The sequence below is a fragment of the Novosphingobium sp. FKTRR1 genome, assembly GCF_020404405.1.
Taxonomy (GTDB): domain Bacteria; phylum Pseudomonadota; class Alphaproteobacteria; order Sphingomonadales; family Sphingomonadaceae; genus Novosphingobium.
Window position 1 is genome coordinate 280,739 of record NZ_JAIZDA010000001.1, and the last position, 15,104, is coordinate 295,842.

Here is a 15,104-nt window from a genome sequence, read left to right on the forward strand (position 1 = left end):
GGGGCGAATTTCAAAGACCGGCAGCTTCCAGCCGTTGCACTTCATGGCGGTAGGGGCGGATCGCCAGCACCATCGAGAGCGTGGCCAGCGGCAGCAGGACACCGGCAGTCAACGCCAGCGCCTTCCACAGACCGGCCTCCGCGCCGATCACCCGCTGCACCACCACGCCCACCACAAGGCTGCCCATCGCGCCGAAGAAGGTAAACATGAACAGATAGATCGCCGTCACCTGCCCGCGCATCGATGGCGGCGCGATGCGCTGGATCGCGGCGTTCTGCGGCACCGCTCCGGCAAGGCCGAACATGCCGCCCAGCGAAAACAGCGCGAGCGATGCCTCACCCGTCGGCATCAGCGGAGCGGCGACCGCGCAAATCGTGGTCAGGCCGAACAGGATCGCAGCAGCGCGAACGTTGGCATCCGTGTGCCGCCGCGCCAGCCACTCGACGAACACGCCACCCAGAAATACGCCCGCCAGCTGCGAAACCAGCAGCATCGGGCCCATCACCATGCCGATCCGCGCCTCGTCCCAGCCGAACGTGCGCACAAGGAACGGCACGCGCCAGAACGCCAGCCCGAACGTCTCGATCGCGCTCAACGCAAGGCCGAGGAACAGCGGATAATAGACCCGCCCCCGCGCGTGGATGGCGCGCGCGGCATCCCATCCGGTCAGGCGTAGCAAGCCTTGCCACGCATTCTGCACCGGCTCTTGCGGGTGCTCGTTCACCGCAGCAAGGCGACGCGCCGGTTCGCGGATGGTCAGCAGCAGTCCCGCCGCGACCAGCCCGGCCACCGCCTGCCCCAGCATGATCAGTTGCCAGCCATGCAGATGCAGCCCCAGCACCACCGGATCGTGGATACCGGCCGCCCACACCACCAGCGGACCACCCGCCAGTACGCCCACGGTGGTCCCGCCGATGAAGCCCAGTTGCAGCACCGAGAACGCGCGGGTGATGCGGGTCGGCGGAAAGAAATCAGCCAGCAGCGAATAAGCGGCCGGAGCGTGCGCCGATCCACCCGCGCCCAGAAACATCCGGCTGGCGATGAACTGGGTGAACCCCTGCGCCAGTCCGCCCAGCCCCATCACCAGACCTGTCGCAGCCATCCCGGCAGCCAGCACGATGCGGCGCGGATAGATGTCGGCCAGACGCGCCATCGGGATGCCGAAGAACACGAAGAAGACCACGCTGGCCGGACCACCCAGAAAGCCCAGTTGCTCATCGGTCAGGCTGAAGTCGGTCTTGATCCGCTGCGCCAGCATGCCGAACACGGTCTGGTCGAAGAAGTTGAGGAACGTGGCCAGCACGATCACCGCCAGCGCGTACCACGCCGCGCCCTGTGCGGGCCAAGGCCGCTCTGCGCCTTCCGTTTCGGGCACCCCCGATGCCGCGGGCGTCGCTGCAATCGCCATGCAAACTCCTCTCACCGGGGTGGGGCCCTGCTTGAATCGGACCAACCTTGCCTCCAGACGATTGTCAGTCTTGCATACAAATCCCGGTTGGTGAATAGATAAAGCACAAGTCCGCGCAGCGCCCGCTTCGGTTGGCGTCAAAGCGCTCATAACGGAGAGGGAACATGCAGAATTTGCCGGGCAAAACGGCGTTCATAACCGGTGGTGCCAGCGGAATCGGGCTGGGAATCGCCAAGGCCGCGCTGCGCGCCGGAATGAACGTTGTCATCGCCGATATCCGCCAGGATCACCTCGATTCCGCCAGCGCCGAACTGGATGGCGGCGCGCGCGTGCTCGCCCTGCAACTCGACGTCACCAACCGCGCCGACTATGCCGCCGCAGCCGATGCGGCAGAGGCCCGCTTCGGGGCGATCCACCTGCTGGTCAACAACGCCGGGGTGGCCGTGGTCGGCCCGACCGAACTTGCGACCTTTGCCGACTGGGACTGGGTCATGGGCGTGAACCTTGGCGGCACGGTCAACGGTGTGGTCACGATCCTGCCGCGCATTCTGGCGCACGGGCAAGGCGGCCATATCGTCAACACCGCGTCGATGTCAGCGCTGGTGCCGGTGGGCGGCACCGCGATCTATTCGTCGGGCAAGGCCGCGGTCACCGCAATGATCGAATGCATGCGCCCCGAACTGGAGCCGCGCGGCGTGATCTGCTCGGCCTTCTGCCCCGGCGCGGTGCAATCGAACATCGCCGATGCCGGCAAGACCCGCCCCGCCGACCTTGCCGAAACCGGCTATGCCGAGGCGGACAAGCGCCGTCAGGCGGGCGGCAACTTGTTCCACTTGTACCAGACCAAGGAGGAAGTGGGCGAACGTGTGCTGCAGGGCGTGCTCAACGACGAGTTGTACATCCTGACCCATTCCGAATTCCTCGACGGAGTGCGCGAGCGGGGCGAAGCGACGACCGCAGCGGTGCAGACCCACTTGCCCGAAAACCCCGACTACAAGGCGACCTTCGCCATGCTGTTCCGCAACCCCTCGATCACCGCCGAGATCGACCGTCAGAACGCGCTCAAGGCCGCCCGCCTTGCAGGAGAGGCCGCATGAAGGACTTTGCAGGACGCACCGCCTTCGTCACTGGTGGCGCCAATGGCGTCGGCATCGGGCTGGTCCGCCAGTTGCTCAACGAAGGCTGCAAGGTCGCGATTGCCGATATCCGGCAGGACTCGATCGACAAGGCGCTGGCCAGCCTCGACAACCGCGAAGTCATGGGCGTGCAGCTTGACGTTGCAAGCCGCGACGGGTTCAAGGCCGCCGCCGATGAGGTGGAGGCCAAATTCGGCCCCGTTTCGATCCTGTGCAACAACGCCGGGGTCAACTTATTCCAGCCGATCGAGGAAAGCACCTTCGACGATTGGGACTGGTTGATGGGCGTCAACCTCAATGGCGTGATCAACGGGGTAATGACTTTCGTGCCGCGCATGGTGGCGCGGGTGAAGGCGGGCGAGCAGAAGGGCGGCCACGTGGTCAATACCGCCTCGATGGCCGCCTTTCTTGCCGCCGGAACGCCCGGCATCTACAACACCACCAAGTTCGCGGTGCGCGGGCTGTCGGAATCGCTGCACTATTCGTTGCTGCAATACGGCATAGGCGTGTCGGTGCTGTGTCCGGGGCTGGTCAAAAGCTACATCTACGCCAGCGACGACATCCGCCCCGATGCGCTGAAAGGCGCAATGAAGCCGGTCGATACTGCTGCGGTGGAGCGCCTTGCGGGCGTGCACGAATTCGGCATGGAGCCCGATGTGATCGGCGCCCGCGTGATCGAGGCGATGCGCGCCAACCGACTGCACATCTTCAGCCATCCGGACCACAAGGAAGAACTGCGCCAGATCTTCGCCGAGATCATCGACGAATATCAGGACTACCCCAAAGACCCGGGATTCGATCAGCGGGTGGCCTTCGAGAAGTACCGCCACGATGCTTTTGCAGCGGCCCGTCAGAAATCGCGCGAGGCGGACTTCTAAGCGCTCAGGCGCTCAGGCGCTCAGGCGAAGCCCAGCAGGATGGCAAGAGTCTGCTCGGGCTGGTCGCCCATCACGTCGTGGCTGGCTGCGGCCTCGTGGTAGTCCCAGCCAGCTTCCACCGACACGCGGTCACGGAACTGCCGGAACGGCGTGGGCTCCCATGCGTTGGCGAAAATATAGACGCGCCGTGCGACTTTCGCTTCCTCCCCGGTGAAGCGCACGGCTTCGAGCAGGGTCAGCAGCGGATGCGGTGTCAGGATCGGCGCCTCAAGCCCCGGAAGCGGGGCAACCGCGCCGGGGCTGAACTTCTGGCTGCCGATGTAGTGATCGTGCTCGAATGCGCCCGTCAGATCCCATAGCGACTGGCCATCGCCCGGCAGGAACGCATCGATATAGACCAACGCGTCGATCCGCGCGCCAAGCCGCGTGGCAACACCGGTCACCACCATGCCGCCATAACTGTGCCCGGCCAGCACGAAGCGATCGAACCCGGCCGCCTCGATCTGCGCCACAACGTCGTCGACATGCGTGGCCAGCGTGATGCCGGGATGGAACGCATCCTTGCGCGCGCCAAGGCCGGTCAGGTCGGCCACAACCACGCGGTGCCCGGCGGCGCGCAAGTCGGCGGACAAGCGGTCAAAGGCCCAGCCACCGCCCCATGCGCCATGAACCAGCACGTAATCGGTCATGCGTTTATCCCGTGCTTGCGGTTGTAATCGCCGATCCATTCGACCGTCTTGCGCAGGCCCCCGAACGGATAGAAATGCAACCGCACCCGGCCATGCTCGGCGCCAAGACCCTGCGCAAAAGCATCGACCAACTTGTCGGGTCCGGCGCTGCCGAGCAGGTTGGTCACCGATATGCCGTACTTGCGCAGCACCGAAGTTGAGGCGCCCACGCCGCAGCGCGCCGCAAACGCCAGCAACCGCTTGATCCCGGCTGGCCCCGGCACACCGATCCGCACCGGCGCATCGATCCCGCGCGCGCGCAATTCCTTGAGCCAGGCGAGGAAGGCATCGGGATCGAACCCGAACTGGGTGACGATCAGCGGCGCCATGCCGCGCGCCGAGATATCGGCAACCTTCTTTTCCAGCACGGCCCAGCATTCGGCCACGGACATGTTGGGATGCCCTTCCGGGTGGCCACCGACGCCGATGGCCTGAATTCCCGCACGTTCGAACGCGCCGGTGGCGATCAGGGCCGAAGTGTCGAAATAGGGACCGACCGGCTCGGGCGGATCGCCCGCCACGATGAAGCAGCGCCGCACCCCAGCCTGCTCGACCACCGCGCGCAGATAGCCTTCAAAGTCGTCCTCGGACGTGATGCGTCGCGCCGAAAAATGCGGCATCGGCTCAAAACCAAGCTCGCGCACGGCAATGGTCGCGGCCACGCGTGCGGCAACATCCTCGCCGGGCAGGAACGTGACGGCGACGGGGGTTTCAGCCGGAATGAGCGGAGCCGCATCGCGCAGGCTCGCCTCATCCTTGGCGGTCATTTCAAGCGAGAAGCCGTCGGTGATTCCGGCCGGTTCCTTGTCCCAGTTGGGATGGATCTGCGGTATGGCCATTGCGGCTCTCCTCTCCCCGGAAAACCCCCTCCCCGTTCGATTCGGGCCCGTTCGATTCGGGCCCGTTCGATCCGGGCCCGTTCGATCCGGGCCCGCCTGCTCGGGGAGGGGTGATCTTGCTTCAGCGACCCGTGCGCCAGCCTTCGGCATAAGCCTCACGCGCGACGCGGCTATAGGGCACCGACGAGACGATGGCGCGGACCTCGATCTGCTTGTGCGGCTCCACCGTGGTCTTGCGCGTGCCGCCGTTCTCTTCGCCCCAGACCACGCGCACTTCGGTGCCGACCGGGATTTCCGGGTCGACCGTGGCGAGGCTGAGCGCCTGCTTTTCGTTGTAGGAATAGCCGGTGAACATCGACAGGCCGACCGTCTTTCCGCCCGCATCGACGACGCGGTCATAGTTGGACGACGCATAGTTGGCCAAGGGCACGTCGAAGAACTTGTACTGTTCGCCATCGGGGTTGAACAGCGAAGCCGTGATCTTGGCCATGTCCTCGGGGTTCCACGCCAGCGTCACCTTCTTGCGCTGCTCGGCTGGGTTAAGTGCTTCAAGCGCCTCGCGTCCGTGGAAGTCATGGTCGAACTTGACGAACGAGCCATAGCCCAGTTCCCACGGGTTGAGGTAGTAGTCCTCGATGTTGTCCGACACGAACGAGCCGCCGATCGAACCGGTCGCTTCGTAGCTGTCGGCACCAAGCCATTCGCGGAAGCCCTTGAGCTTTTCACCGGTATAGATGGCGGGCAGCGGCGAGGGAATCCAACCCGATTCCAGCGTGTTCGACGGGTAAGCGCGGCTGCCGCAAGCAATCAGGCCGAATTCCTTGCCTGCTTCCAGAATGGCGGCGCGGATTTCTTCCTGTTCGGCGTAAGGCCCCCAGATTTCAAGGCCCGGCGCGCCCGACATGCCATGGCGCAGCGTGCGCACGGTCTTGCCGGCAATGTTCATCGTGCTCATGTTGAAGAACTTGAGCTGCTCCAGCGGCCCGCCGTGGAGCTTTTCGATCACCGCCCACGCGTTGGGGCCCTGAATCTGGAAGCGCCATTCCTTGCGGGTGACAGGCTTGCCCATCGGCCGCATCGGCGAACGATCGTCCAGCTCGATCTCCACGTCATAGCCGCCGGTTGCCGCGTGATAGCGCAGCCAGTTCGATGCGGGCGCGCGGCCGACGTAGGTGAACGACTGCTCTTCTTCCCAGAAGATGATGCCGTCACCGATGACATGGCCATAGGGCGTGGTCGGCACGTATTGCTTGGCCTTGTTGACCGTCCAGCCCTTCGAGCTGTTGATCATCGTGTCGGATAGCAGCTTGGCCGCGTCCTTGCCGCGAATGTACAGGTTCACCATGTGGTGTGACTGGTCGAACAGCACGGCGCTGTGTTGCCATGCCCACTGCTCCGACCGCCAGTTCGAGAACTCCGGCGCGACCACCGGATACACATAGGCGCCGAGCTGCGAGTTGCGCAGCAATTCGACGATGTTGCCTTGTTGGGCAAGAAGCTGGTCAAGATTGGCGGCGGACATTTTTCCCTCTCCGGCAGCGTTGCAATTTGTATGCAACACATACTATGAATTGGGGCAAGCGCAAACGAAAAGTGACCGGGTGCCCTGCCATCCGGCAAACAGGAGAGCTGTCTGTGCCAGACGTGAAAAACCCCACCGATTACCAGATCCTCGCGCTGTCATGCCGCGATCAGCCCGGAATCACCGCCGCCGTGACCGGATTCCTGTCGCGTGCGGGCGCCAACATCGTTGAGGCCAAGCAGTTCAACGATCAGGAAGAAGGCACTTTTTTCATGCGTGTGGAGTTCGATCCGCGCGATGGCGATCCTGCACAATTGCGCGCTGACTTTGCAGCAGTGGCGCAGCAATTCGGCATCGAATGGACGCTCCGTGCCAAGGGTGCAAAGCGCAAAGTGCTGCTGCTGGTCAGCAAGTTCGACCACTGCCTTGGCGATCTGCTCTATCGCCACCGAATCGGTGAACTGCCGATGGACGTCGTCGGAATCGTCGGAAACCACCCCAAGGAGGCGCTGGCGATCAGCCTGATGGGCGATATTCCCTATCACCACTTCCCGATCACCAGGGACACCAAGCCCGAACAGGAAGCGCGCATCAAGCAGGTGGTCGACGATACCGGCGCCGAACTGATCGTGCTGGCCCGCTACATGCAGATTCTGTCGGACGATCTGGCCGGGTTCCTGACGGGCCGCTGCATCAATATCCACCACAGCTTCCTGCCCGGCTTCAAGGGCGCCAAGCCCTATCATCAGGCCCATGCGCGCGGGGTGAAGATGATCGGCGCGACCGCGCACTATGTGACCGCCGATCTCGATGAAGGTCCGATCATCCACCAGGACGTCGAAGCCATCAGCCACGCCGACCGGCCCGACGAACTGGTGCGCAAGGGCCGCGACATCGAACGCCGGGTACTGGCCGAGGCGGTGCGACTGCATCTGGCCGACCGCGTGCTGCGCAATGGCAGCAAGACCGTGGTGTTCCGCGACTGACGCGGCGATTTTCCGGCTCCGGACGAACGCTCGTCCGGAGCCGGACAATCAGGGGATCGCGTCGATCAAGGCACTCGCCAGCGATTCGGGCCGCGACAGATAGGGGCTGTGATCGGCCCACAAGGATACGATCCGCGCACCCGGAAGCGCTTGTTGCATCCGCCGCTGGCTGGTGATCGGGATGGTCCGGTCCTCGGTGCACTCGATATAGGTGCGCGGCACTGACCCGAACCGCTCGTCCGTCAGCCGCAACGGGGTGGAGCGCACTCCATGCGGCTCGGCCAGCAGCCGGGGCAGGATCGCAGCCACTTCATCGGCCGGAGACAGTTGCGCGAATACCGGCGCTGCTCCCGCCGGATCGACGACCGTGGCGACGCCATCGTGGATCTTGTGAATGATGGCGTCGAAGGCGGGGTTCGGGCCTTCCTGTTCCTTGAATTGCGCGCGTGACATGCCGTCGGGCAGCATCATCGCGCAAATGTAGACCAGCGCGTCCATCGCCTGCGGGTCGCGTTCGGCAGCGGTACTGATGACCAGCCCGCCCCGGCTGTGCCCCGCCAGCACGACCGGCGCGCCACCGAGTTCCGCCTTCAGTTCCCGGCAATGCTGCGCAGCAAATTCACCCCAGCCGTCCAGCGTGACCGCCGCCAGTTCCTCGGCCGTCCCCCCCATTCCCGGCAAACTCGGCGCACGCACGGTATGTCCGCGCGCAGAAAGGATCGCGGACAGCCGGTCAAAGCACCAGCCGCCGTGCCAAGACCCATGGATCAGCACGAAGCCTGCCATCAGCGCACGTGTCCGGTCCAGGTGCGCAGGCCCGGTGCTGTGCGATCCTCGCCCTTCAGCGCGGCCGCAACGCCCGGTCGCGCCGACATCCGATCGCGCCATTCGACCAGTCGCGGCGCGCGGACAGCGATCTCCAGTTCGGGAAACATGCGTTCGACCATCATGCCGCAATGCGAATAAAAGTTGATGTCGGCGAGCGTGTAGCCGTCACCCGCCAGCCATGCGGTATCGCCAAGCTGGCGCTCGACCTTGTCGACAGCATATTCGATCTTGGCGGTGGCGTTGGCCAGATCGGCCTCGGAAAAGCCCGAGCGCGCCGTCGCCCACTTCTTGCGCTGATCGGGCAGCGGGATGTTTTCGAGCAGCTTCTCGAACTCGCCGCTCTCGACATTGCGCGCGATCACCCCGACCATCCGGTGCCAGCCGTGCATCGACACGAAGTTCATAACATGCTCGTCGATGAACTTGTTCCAGTAGCGCATTCGTGATGCGCCCAATGGATCGCGCGAACGCAACGGCCCGTCAGCAGGTTGGGCGTCGGGAAAGGCATCTTCCAAGTATTCGTTGATCACGGTGGTGTGCGTGATGATGGTGCCGTCGTGGTCGAGCACGGGCACCTGCCCCTCGGGATTGATCGCCACGAACCACGGCTGGTGCTGCTCGAACTTGTGCAGATCGACATAGACGCTTTCGTACTCAAGTCCCTTTTCCTTCAGTGGAATCATCGACTTGAGCGAATTGGCCACCGGTTCGGCATGAAAATAGCGCAAGGCCATGGCATCCCCCTTTGTTGTGTGATGTCAGCGTGGAATCATCGTGCCCAGCAGGCCGCCATCGACCGCGACCGCTTGCGCGGTGACATGGGCAGCAAGATCCGACAGCAGGAAGGCGGCAACCGACGCCGCCTCGTCTGCCGAACCGATCCGCCCCATCGGCACCGTCGCCCCCATCCGCGCGGCAATGTGTGCCGGGTCATCGCCCAACTGGTGCAGCATCGGCGTTTCAATGAAGCCGGGCAGCAGGCAGTTGACGCGCACATTGTGTGGCGCGGCCTCCACCGCCGCAGCCCGCGCAAGGCCGAGCACTGCATGCTTCGACGCGACATAGGCCGGGTTCATCGGCAAGCCACGCTCGCTGGCAAGGCTTCCAGTGACCAGAACGCTGCCTTGCCGCGCCGCGATCATGCCCGGCAGAACCCGCCGCAGCAGGCGGAACACTGCCGTTACATTTGTGCGCATAACCGCCTCGAACACGTCGTCCGGGCAATCGACCAGCGGCCCGAACGTGCCGCCGGTTCCAGCGTTGGCAAAGGCGTGGGTGACCCTGCCATAGATGGCTTCGGCCGCATCGACCGCAGCATCGAACGCCGCTGGATCACCGACATCGGCGGCGAAGGCATGCGCCTTGCCCCCTGCTGCCTCGATCGTGTCAACCGCCTCGGCCAGCTTGCTCGCATTGCGCGCCACCAGCGAAACATGCGCGCCATACCCGGCAAGCCGTTGTGCCGTGGCCAGCCCGATCCCGGTCGAAGCGCCTGTCACCAATACGTGGGCGCCAGTAAAGTCCATCAGCCCAGACCGAGCACGCGGACGGCATTATCCTTCATGATGCCGGGCAACACATCGTCGCGAAATCCGACCTGCTTGGCCGCGTCGATCCACTTTTGCGGGTGGATCAGCGGAAAGTCGCTGCCGAACAGCATCTTCTTGCGCAGTTGCGTGTTGGCATACTGGATGATCTGGGGCGCGAAGTATTTGGGACTCCAGCCCGACAGGTCGATGAACACGTTGTCCTTGTGCAGCGCCATCGACAGGCTTTCGTCGACCCATGGCCAGCTTGGATGCGCCAGGATGATCTTCATGTCGGGAAAATCGACCGCGACATCGTCGACCAGCATCGGCTGACCGTACTTCAACCGCACCCCGCCGCCGCCGCGCATGCCCGTACCCATACCCGAATGGCCGGTGTGAAAGATCGCGGGCAACTTGTATTCGTTGATCACCTCATAGATCGGGTAGCCGACTTGGGCGGCCGGTTCGATGTTCTGCATGATATGATGGAACTTGAACCCGCGCACCCCGTGGTTCTCGACCAGATCTCGGGCCTCGCGCGCACCAAGCTTGCCCTTGTGCGGATCGATCGAGGCAAAGGGGATGCAGATATCGTCATGCTTTGCCGCAAATTCGGCGATTTCATAGTTCGACAGCCGCTTGGCGCCAATCCCGCTTTCGCAATCGACGGTGAAAAGGCAGAACGCAATCTGTTGTTCGCGGTAGATCTCGACGATCTCGGGCATCTTTGGGCGTTCACGCGGCGCCTTGAAATAGGCCGAGGCGGCATCGAAGAACTTGCCCATCACCGGATCTTCGGGGTCGTGGCACGACACTTCGGCGTGCACATGGACGTCGATGGCAGAAATGCGGGTCAGGTCGATGGGCATGCGGGGTCACTCCGTCTGGTTCGCTATCGTTCCACAGTGTTCGAGCGAAGAAGGGGGACCGAAGTCAATCCCCCTTCCCCCCTGTCACAGCTGGACGATGACGGTCTTGGTCTCGAGGTAGGCCTCGATCCCGGCGCGGCCCTGTTCGCGCCCGATACCCGATTCCTTGTAGCCGCCGAACGGCAGCGCGGCATCGATCACCGCGTGGCAGTTACCCCAGACAGTGCCCGCCTTGATCTTCGATGCGAGCTTGTGCAGCGCGGCGACGTCGCGCGTCCACACCCCGGCGCCAAGGCCGAAGGCGGTGTCGTTGGCCATCTTGGCAACTTCATCGAGATCGTCGAAGCGCTGTGCAACGACCACGGGCCCGAAGATTTCCTCGCGAACCACGCTCATTTGCGGGTTCACGTTCACCAGCACGGTGGGGTTGACGTAGTAGCCATCCGCGCTCGGGGCATCGCCACCGATTGCCACACTGGCGCCATCGCGCTTGCCGGCCTCGATATAGCCGAGCACGCGGTCGTACTGCTCCTTCGACACCAGTGGACCGGTGTGGCCGGTCGGGTCGAGCGACGGACGCGGCGCCCAGAAGCTTGATGCCTCGGCCACGCCTTCGATCACCTGGTCGAAGATCGAGCGGTGCGCGAACAGGCGCGATCCCGCCACGCAAACCTGGCCCGAATTGAAGAAGATCGCACCGGCAGCACCCGGCGCAGCCACCGCCACATCGACATCGGGCATGACCACCACCGGCGACTTGCCGCCCAGTTCAAGCGTCACGTGCTTGAGCGTTGCAGTGGCGTTGCGATTGATCAGCTTGCCGATCTCGGTCGAGCCGGTGAAGGCAATCTTGTCGACATCGGGATGCTTGACCAGATGATCGCCCGAGATGTGGCCATAGCCGGTGATCACGTTGAACACGCCGGCCGGAAAGCCTGCCTCGACGATCAGATCGGCCAGACGCAGTGCAGTCAATGAAGTCTGCTCGGCCGGCTTGAGCACCAGTGTGCAGCCTGCCGACAACGCTGGCGCGACCTTGAGCGTGGCCATCAGCAGCGGGAAGTTCCACGGCACGATCTGGCCGCAGACGCCCACCGGCTCCTTCAGGGTGTAGGTGAAGAACGCGCCTGCCGGGATCGTATAGGGCGCCGTCGTCTCGCCGCCGGTCTTGCTGGCCCAGCCGGCCATGAAGCGCAACTGGCTGATGGCACCCGGAATGTCGACGGCGGCCGCCATCGTCTTGGGCTTGCCATTGTCGATCGCTTCCAGCTCGGCGAACTCATCGGCGTGGGCTTCGAGCAGGTCGGCCAGACGGTTGATGATACGTTCGCGCGCCATCGGCGGCAGGCCAGACCAGCGACCATCGTCGAACGCGGCGCGCGCGGCGGCGACCGCCCGGTCAACGTCGGCAGGCGAAGCATCGGCAACATGGCTGACGATCTTGCCGCTCGACGGATCTTCGACCTCGATCACCTCGCCGTGCGTCGAATCGACCCACTGGTTGTTGATGAAAAGCTGCGGCTTGCGGGCCAGCGCCTTTTGCGCGGCAGGCGAGTAGGCAAGCTGCTGGTAGCTGATGGAAGCCAGTTCGTTCATGGGTCATCCTTTTCCGCAGGGTTGATGCCGTAGCACCGCTTTGCTTTGTCCCGAGGCTCGCCCCGAGTAACGCCAAAGTTCTATTTGTAGGTCTTACTTACAAAAAATCCGGACGCTTGCAACCGGAAACCGGTTGGCAAAAACGTTCCCCCTCCCGCAATCGCGCTGCCCATGCGGGCAACCCTGCCGGGTCGGCGCCGCACCTTGCGATGCTGCAATGCAGCGAACGAATGGCCGCTCCATCCTAACATATGTGATTTATTTGCCGCACTCACCGGACGTTTTTCGAGTCCGTTCGAGCACGCTTGCAAACCGCGAATCTGTATGCATTACTAACGGTCGCAAGCTGGAACCTCGAAGTTCCGGCGGCTTGAGAGGGGATTGCTATGATCAGGTTCACCACGACGCGGCGTGTGCGCCGCGCGCTGTTCGCGGGTGTGTCGGCATGTGCCGCGCTTGCCGCAACACCCGCACTGGCTGCGCCCGCCGAAGAGGCATCGGCCACCGATGCCGACACTGGCAACAACACCATTCAGGAAATCATCGTCACCGCGCAGTTCCGCAACCAGAAGGTGCAGGACACGCCGCTGTCGATCACGGCGGTCGATTCCGCGCTGCTCACCTCGCGCAACCAGACCGACCTGTCGCAAATCGCCGCGCAGGCCCCCAACGTGACGCTGAACGCCATGGGCGGCGCTTATGGTTCTTCGCTCGGCGCATCGATCCGTGGCATCGGCCAGTTCGACTTCAACCCGGCCTATGAGCCGGGCGTGGGCATGTACGTCGACGATGTCTATTATGCGACGCTGACCGGCGGTATCTTCGACTTGCTCGATCTCGACCGCGTCGAAGTGCTGCGCGGGCCGCAAGGCACGCTGACCGGCCGCAACGCCATCGGCGGCGCTATCAAGCTTTTCTCGAAAAAGCCGACCGACAGCAATTCAGGCTCGATCGATCTCGTCTATGGCAGCCGCCAGCGGACCGACCTGCGCGCCAGCGCCAACTTCGTGCTGGCAGACGGCCTGTATGGCCGTGTTTCGGGCGTGTACAAGCACCAGAATGGCTATGTCGACCAACTCGACTATGGTTGCGTCTATCCCAACAACACACAAGGCATAGGCGCGCGTCCCAGCACCGGTCAGGGCTGCCTGATCGACAAGCTTGGCGAGAAAAACTACGCCGGCGTCCGGGCAGCGCTGCGCTACAACCCAAGTGATTCCGTCGACTACACCGTCACTGGCGACTACACTTACGAAAACCGCACGAATGCGGCGGAAGTACTGACGACGGCGGACCCGACGAAGGTCAGCCCGACGTACCTGTGCGGCCGGTTCTGCACGTTCGCCAACTTCTATGCCGCCGGCAACACCCCGCCCCCGGGCCTGTCGATCCCCGGACCATGGGGTCAGGTCAAGGACGGCTATTCGATGCCGAACCACACCAAGTTCACCGGATGGGGCGTTTCGGGCAACGGCACGTTCAAGCTGAGCGACACCTTCAACATCCAGTCGATCACGGCCTATCGCGAATACCGTCAGGAATGGGGCACCGACGACGATTTCACCCCCGACAAGAATATTCTTGGCCAAGGCTTCAACGATCTGAAGTTCTGGTTCTTCAGCCAGGAACTGCGCTTCAACGGCAAGATCGGTGACATGATCGATTTCACGTTGGGCGGCTTCTATTCCGACCAGCGCTCGACCTATTTCACCCGGCAGGACATCCACTACATCGCACCGGGGCTGAACTTCCAGTTCCTCGGCAACGATCCGGTCAACGCCAACAGCAAGGCCGCTTTCGGCACGGTGTTCGTCCGCCCAATCGAAGGCCTGACCCTGACCGGCGGCTTGCGCTACACCAAGGAGCACAAGGACTATACCTTCGTGCGCAAGAACTTCGACGGCACCCCATCGTACTTCCTCGGCGCGCTCGACGGCGTGACCGCAAAGTACGATGGCGATCGCCTCGACTGGCGCCTGTCGGCCGACTATCGCTTCTCGCCCGAGGTGCTGGCCTATGTGACAGTCGGCACCGGGTTCAAGGGCGGCGGCGTCACCGCTCGCCCGTTTGACGCCGCGCAAGCGCTCAACGGCAGCTTTGGCCCGGAAACGGTCGTCGCCTATGAAGTGGGCGTCAAGACCGACTTGTTCGATCGCCGCTTGCGGATGAACCTGTCGGGCTTCATCAACGACTACAAGGACGTCCAGCTTCCGCTGATCACGTGCGCATCGCTCGGGTCGAACGCACCATGCGGTGCCCGCCAGAATGCGGGCAGCGGCAAGATCAAGGGCGTCGAACTTGAAGTGAATGCGCGGCCTGTCGAGGGCCTCGATTTCGACGGTTCGGTCAGCTACCTGACCGGCGACTGGAACAAGATCGATCCTCGCGTCGGCAATGCCTATTTGCTGTCTGATCCGATCGTGACGCCGAAGTGGAAGTGGAGTGCCGGGGTGCAATACCGCGCCGAACTGGGCAACTCCGGTTCGCTGACCCCTCGTCTCGACGCCAGCTTCACCGGCAAGACCAGCGCCGGGCGTCTGGTCGGCGGTGGGCCGATCCAGTATTTTCAATCCTACACCATCGCCAACGCCCGCCTGACCTGGCGCAACAAGCCCGAGGATCTGTCGGTCTCGCTGGAGGTGCAGAACCTGTTCGACAAGTATTACAATCCCTATCGTTTCGCCGCCGTTTATGCGTTCACTGGCACGATCTACAGTCAGGTGGGCAAGCCGCGCGAATGGGGGATCACCGTCAGCAAGAAGTTCTGATCTCGGCTGAACGGCCG

At 63.5% G+C, this 15,104-nt stretch carries 13 protein-coding genes; 4 read left to right on the forward strand and 9 right to left on the reverse strand.

Annotated elements, in window-relative coordinates; genetic code table 11:
- Positions 1 to 10 precede the first annotated feature (10 nt).
- Positions 11 to 1,408 carry an MFS transporter gene (locus LDN95_RS01155; RefSeq protein WP_226015786.1) on the reverse strand — a complete coding sequence of 466 codons (1,398 nt, stop codon included), beginning with the start codon at positions 1,406 to 1,408 and terminating at the stop codon, positions 11 to 13.
- A gap of 164 nt (positions 1,409 to 1,572) precedes the next feature.
- Between LDN95_RS01155 and LDN95_RS01160 the strand changes: the two genes are divergently transcribed.
- Both LDN95_RS01160 and LDN95_RS01165 read left to right on the forward strand, forming a co-directional pair.
- Entirely contained in the window at positions 1,573 to 2,505 is a 933-nt protein-coding gene (locus tag LDN95_RS01160; protein WP_226015787.1) for an SDR family NAD(P)-dependent oxidoreductase, read from the forward strand.
- Positions 2,502 to 3,422, forward strand: coding sequence for an SDR family NAD(P)-dependent oxidoreductase (locus tag LDN95_RS01165; RefSeq protein WP_226015788.1), 921 nt, complete (start codon positions 2,502 to 2,504; stop codon positions 3,420 to 3,422). Before LDN95_RS01160 ends, LDN95_RS01165 begins: the two co-directional genes overlap by 4 nt.
- A gap of 20 nt (positions 3,423 to 3,442) precedes the next feature.
- Here the strand turns inward: LDN95_RS01165 and LDN95_RS01170 are convergent, their stop codons facing one another.
- The 3 genes from LDN95_RS01170 to LDN95_RS01180 all read right to left on the reverse strand — a co-directional run bounded on the left by LDN95_RS01170 (position 3,443) and on the right by LDN95_RS01180 (position 6,511).
- On the reverse strand, positions 3,443 to 4,111 hold the full coding sequence (locus tag LDN95_RS01170; RefSeq protein ID WP_226015789.1) for an alpha/beta fold hydrolase: 669 nt from the start codon (positions 4,109 to 4,111) through the stop codon (positions 3,443 to 3,445).
- Entirely contained in the window at positions 4,108 to 4,989 is an 882-nt protein-coding gene (locus LDN95_RS01175; protein ID WP_226015790.1) for a methylenetetrahydrofolate reductase, read from the reverse strand. The genes LDN95_RS01170 and LDN95_RS01175 overlap by 4 nt, the downstream gene beginning before the upstream one ends.
- A gap of 121 nt (positions 4,990 to 5,110) precedes the next feature.
- Entirely contained in the window at positions 5,111 to 6,511 is a 1,401-nt protein-coding gene (locus tag LDN95_RS01180; RefSeq protein WP_226015791.1) for an aminomethyl transferase family protein, read from the reverse strand.
- A gap of 122 nt (positions 6,512 to 6,633) precedes the next feature.
- On the opposite strand from LDN95_RS01180, the gene purU reads away from it, so the two are divergent.
- Positions 6,634 to 7,497 carry a formyltetrahydrofolate deformylase gene (purU, locus tag LDN95_RS01185; protein WP_226015792.1) on the forward strand — a complete coding sequence of 288 codons (864 nt, stop codon included), beginning with the start codon at positions 6,634 to 6,636 and terminating at the stop codon, positions 7,495 to 7,497.
- A 48-nt stretch (positions 7,498 to 7,545) separates the two neighbouring features.
- On the opposite strand, the gene LDN95_RS01190 is transcribed toward purU, so the two are convergent.
- The 5 genes from LDN95_RS01190 to LDN95_RS01210 all read right to left on the reverse strand — a co-directional run bounded on the left by LDN95_RS01190 (position 7,546) and on the right by LDN95_RS01210 (position 12,319).
- A complete protein-coding gene (locus LDN95_RS01190) occupies positions 7,546 to 8,283 on the reverse strand; it encodes an alpha/beta fold hydrolase (RefSeq protein WP_226015793.1) in 738 nt (245 codons plus the stop codon).
- Positions 8,283 to 9,059, reverse strand: a complete 777-nt coding sequence (locus LDN95_RS01195) for a glutathione S-transferase family protein (RefSeq protein ID WP_226015794.1) — start codon at positions 9,057 to 9,059, stop codon at positions 8,283 to 8,285. Before LDN95_RS01195 ends, LDN95_RS01190 begins: the two co-directional genes overlap by 1 nt.
- Before the next feature lie 24 nt (positions 9,060 to 9,083).
- Positions 9,084 to 9,851, reverse strand: a complete 768-nt coding sequence (locus tag LDN95_RS01200) for an SDR family NAD(P)-dependent oxidoreductase (protein ID WP_226015795.1) — start codon at positions 9,849 to 9,851, stop codon at positions 9,084 to 9,086.
- Entirely contained in the window at positions 9,851 to 10,723 is an 873-nt protein-coding gene (locus LDN95_RS01205) for an amidohydrolase family protein (RefSeq protein WP_226015796.1), read from the reverse strand. The genes LDN95_RS01200 and LDN95_RS01205 overlap by 1 nt, the downstream gene beginning before the upstream one ends.
- A gap of 84 nt (positions 10,724 to 10,807) precedes the next feature.
- Positions 10,808 to 12,319, reverse strand: a complete 1,512-nt coding sequence (locus tag LDN95_RS01210; RefSeq protein ID WP_226015797.1) for an aldehyde dehydrogenase family protein — start codon at positions 12,317 to 12,319, stop codon at positions 10,808 to 10,810.
- A 386-nt stretch (positions 12,320 to 12,705) separates the two neighbouring features.
- Here LDN95_RS01210 and LDN95_RS01215 point away from each other — a divergent pair, with 386 nt between their 5' ends.
- Positions 12,706 to 15,087, forward strand: a complete 2,382-nt coding sequence (locus LDN95_RS01215) for a TonB-dependent receptor (protein ID WP_226015798.1) — start codon at positions 12,706 to 12,708, stop codon at positions 15,085 to 15,087.
- Positions 15,088 to 15,104: the final 17 nt, after the last annotated feature.

Bases quoted from the DNA above. Each gene is read 5' to 3' on its own strand.
- LDN95_RS01200 (WP_226015795.1), bottom strand. From the start codon at position 9,851: ATGGACTTTACTGGCGCCCACGTATTGGTGACAGGCGCTTCGACCGGG.
- LDN95_RS01195 (WP_226015794.1), bottom strand. From the start codon at position 9,059: ATGGCCTTGCGCTATTTTCATGCCGAACCGGTGGCCAATTCGCTCAAG.
- LDN95_RS01180 (WP_226015791.1), bottom strand. From the start codon at position 6,511: ATGTCCGCCGCCAATCTTGACCAGCTTCTTGCCCAACAAGGCAACATC.
- LDN95_RS01175 (WP_226015790.1), bottom strand. From the start codon at position 4,989: ATGGCCATACCGCAGATCCATCCCAACTGGGACAAGGAACCGGCCGGA.
- LDN95_RS01170 (WP_226015789.1), bottom strand. From the start codon at position 4,111: ATGACCGATTACGTGCTGGTTCATGGCGCATGGGGCGGTGGCTGGGCC.
- LDN95_RS01165 (WP_226015788.1), top strand. From the start codon at position 2,502: ATGAAGGACTTTGCAGGACGCACCGCCTTCGTCACTGGTGGCGCCAAT.
- LDN95_RS01215 (WP_226015798.1), top strand. From the start codon at position 12,706: ATGATCAGGTTCACCACGACGCGGCGTGTGCGCCGCGCGCTGTTCGCG.
- LDN95_RS01160 (WP_226015787.1), top strand. From the start codon at position 1,573: ATGCAGAATTTGCCGGGCAAAACGGCGTTCATAACCGGTGGTGCCAGC.
- LDN95_RS01210 (WP_226015797.1), bottom strand. From the start codon at position 12,319: ATGAACGAACTGGCTTCCATCAGCTACCAGCAGCTTGCCTACTCGCCT.
- LDN95_RS01155 (WP_226015786.1), bottom strand. From the start codon at position 1,408: ATGGCGATTGCAGCGACGCCCGCGGCATCGGGGGTGCCCGAAACGGAA.
- LDN95_RS01190 (WP_226015793.1), bottom strand. From the start codon at position 8,283: ATGGCAGGCTTCGTGCTGATCCATGGGTCTTGGCACGGCGGCTGGTGC.
- LDN95_RS01205 (WP_226015796.1), bottom strand. From the start codon at position 10,723: ATGCCCATCGACCTGACCCGCATTTCTGCCATCGACGTCCATGTGCAC.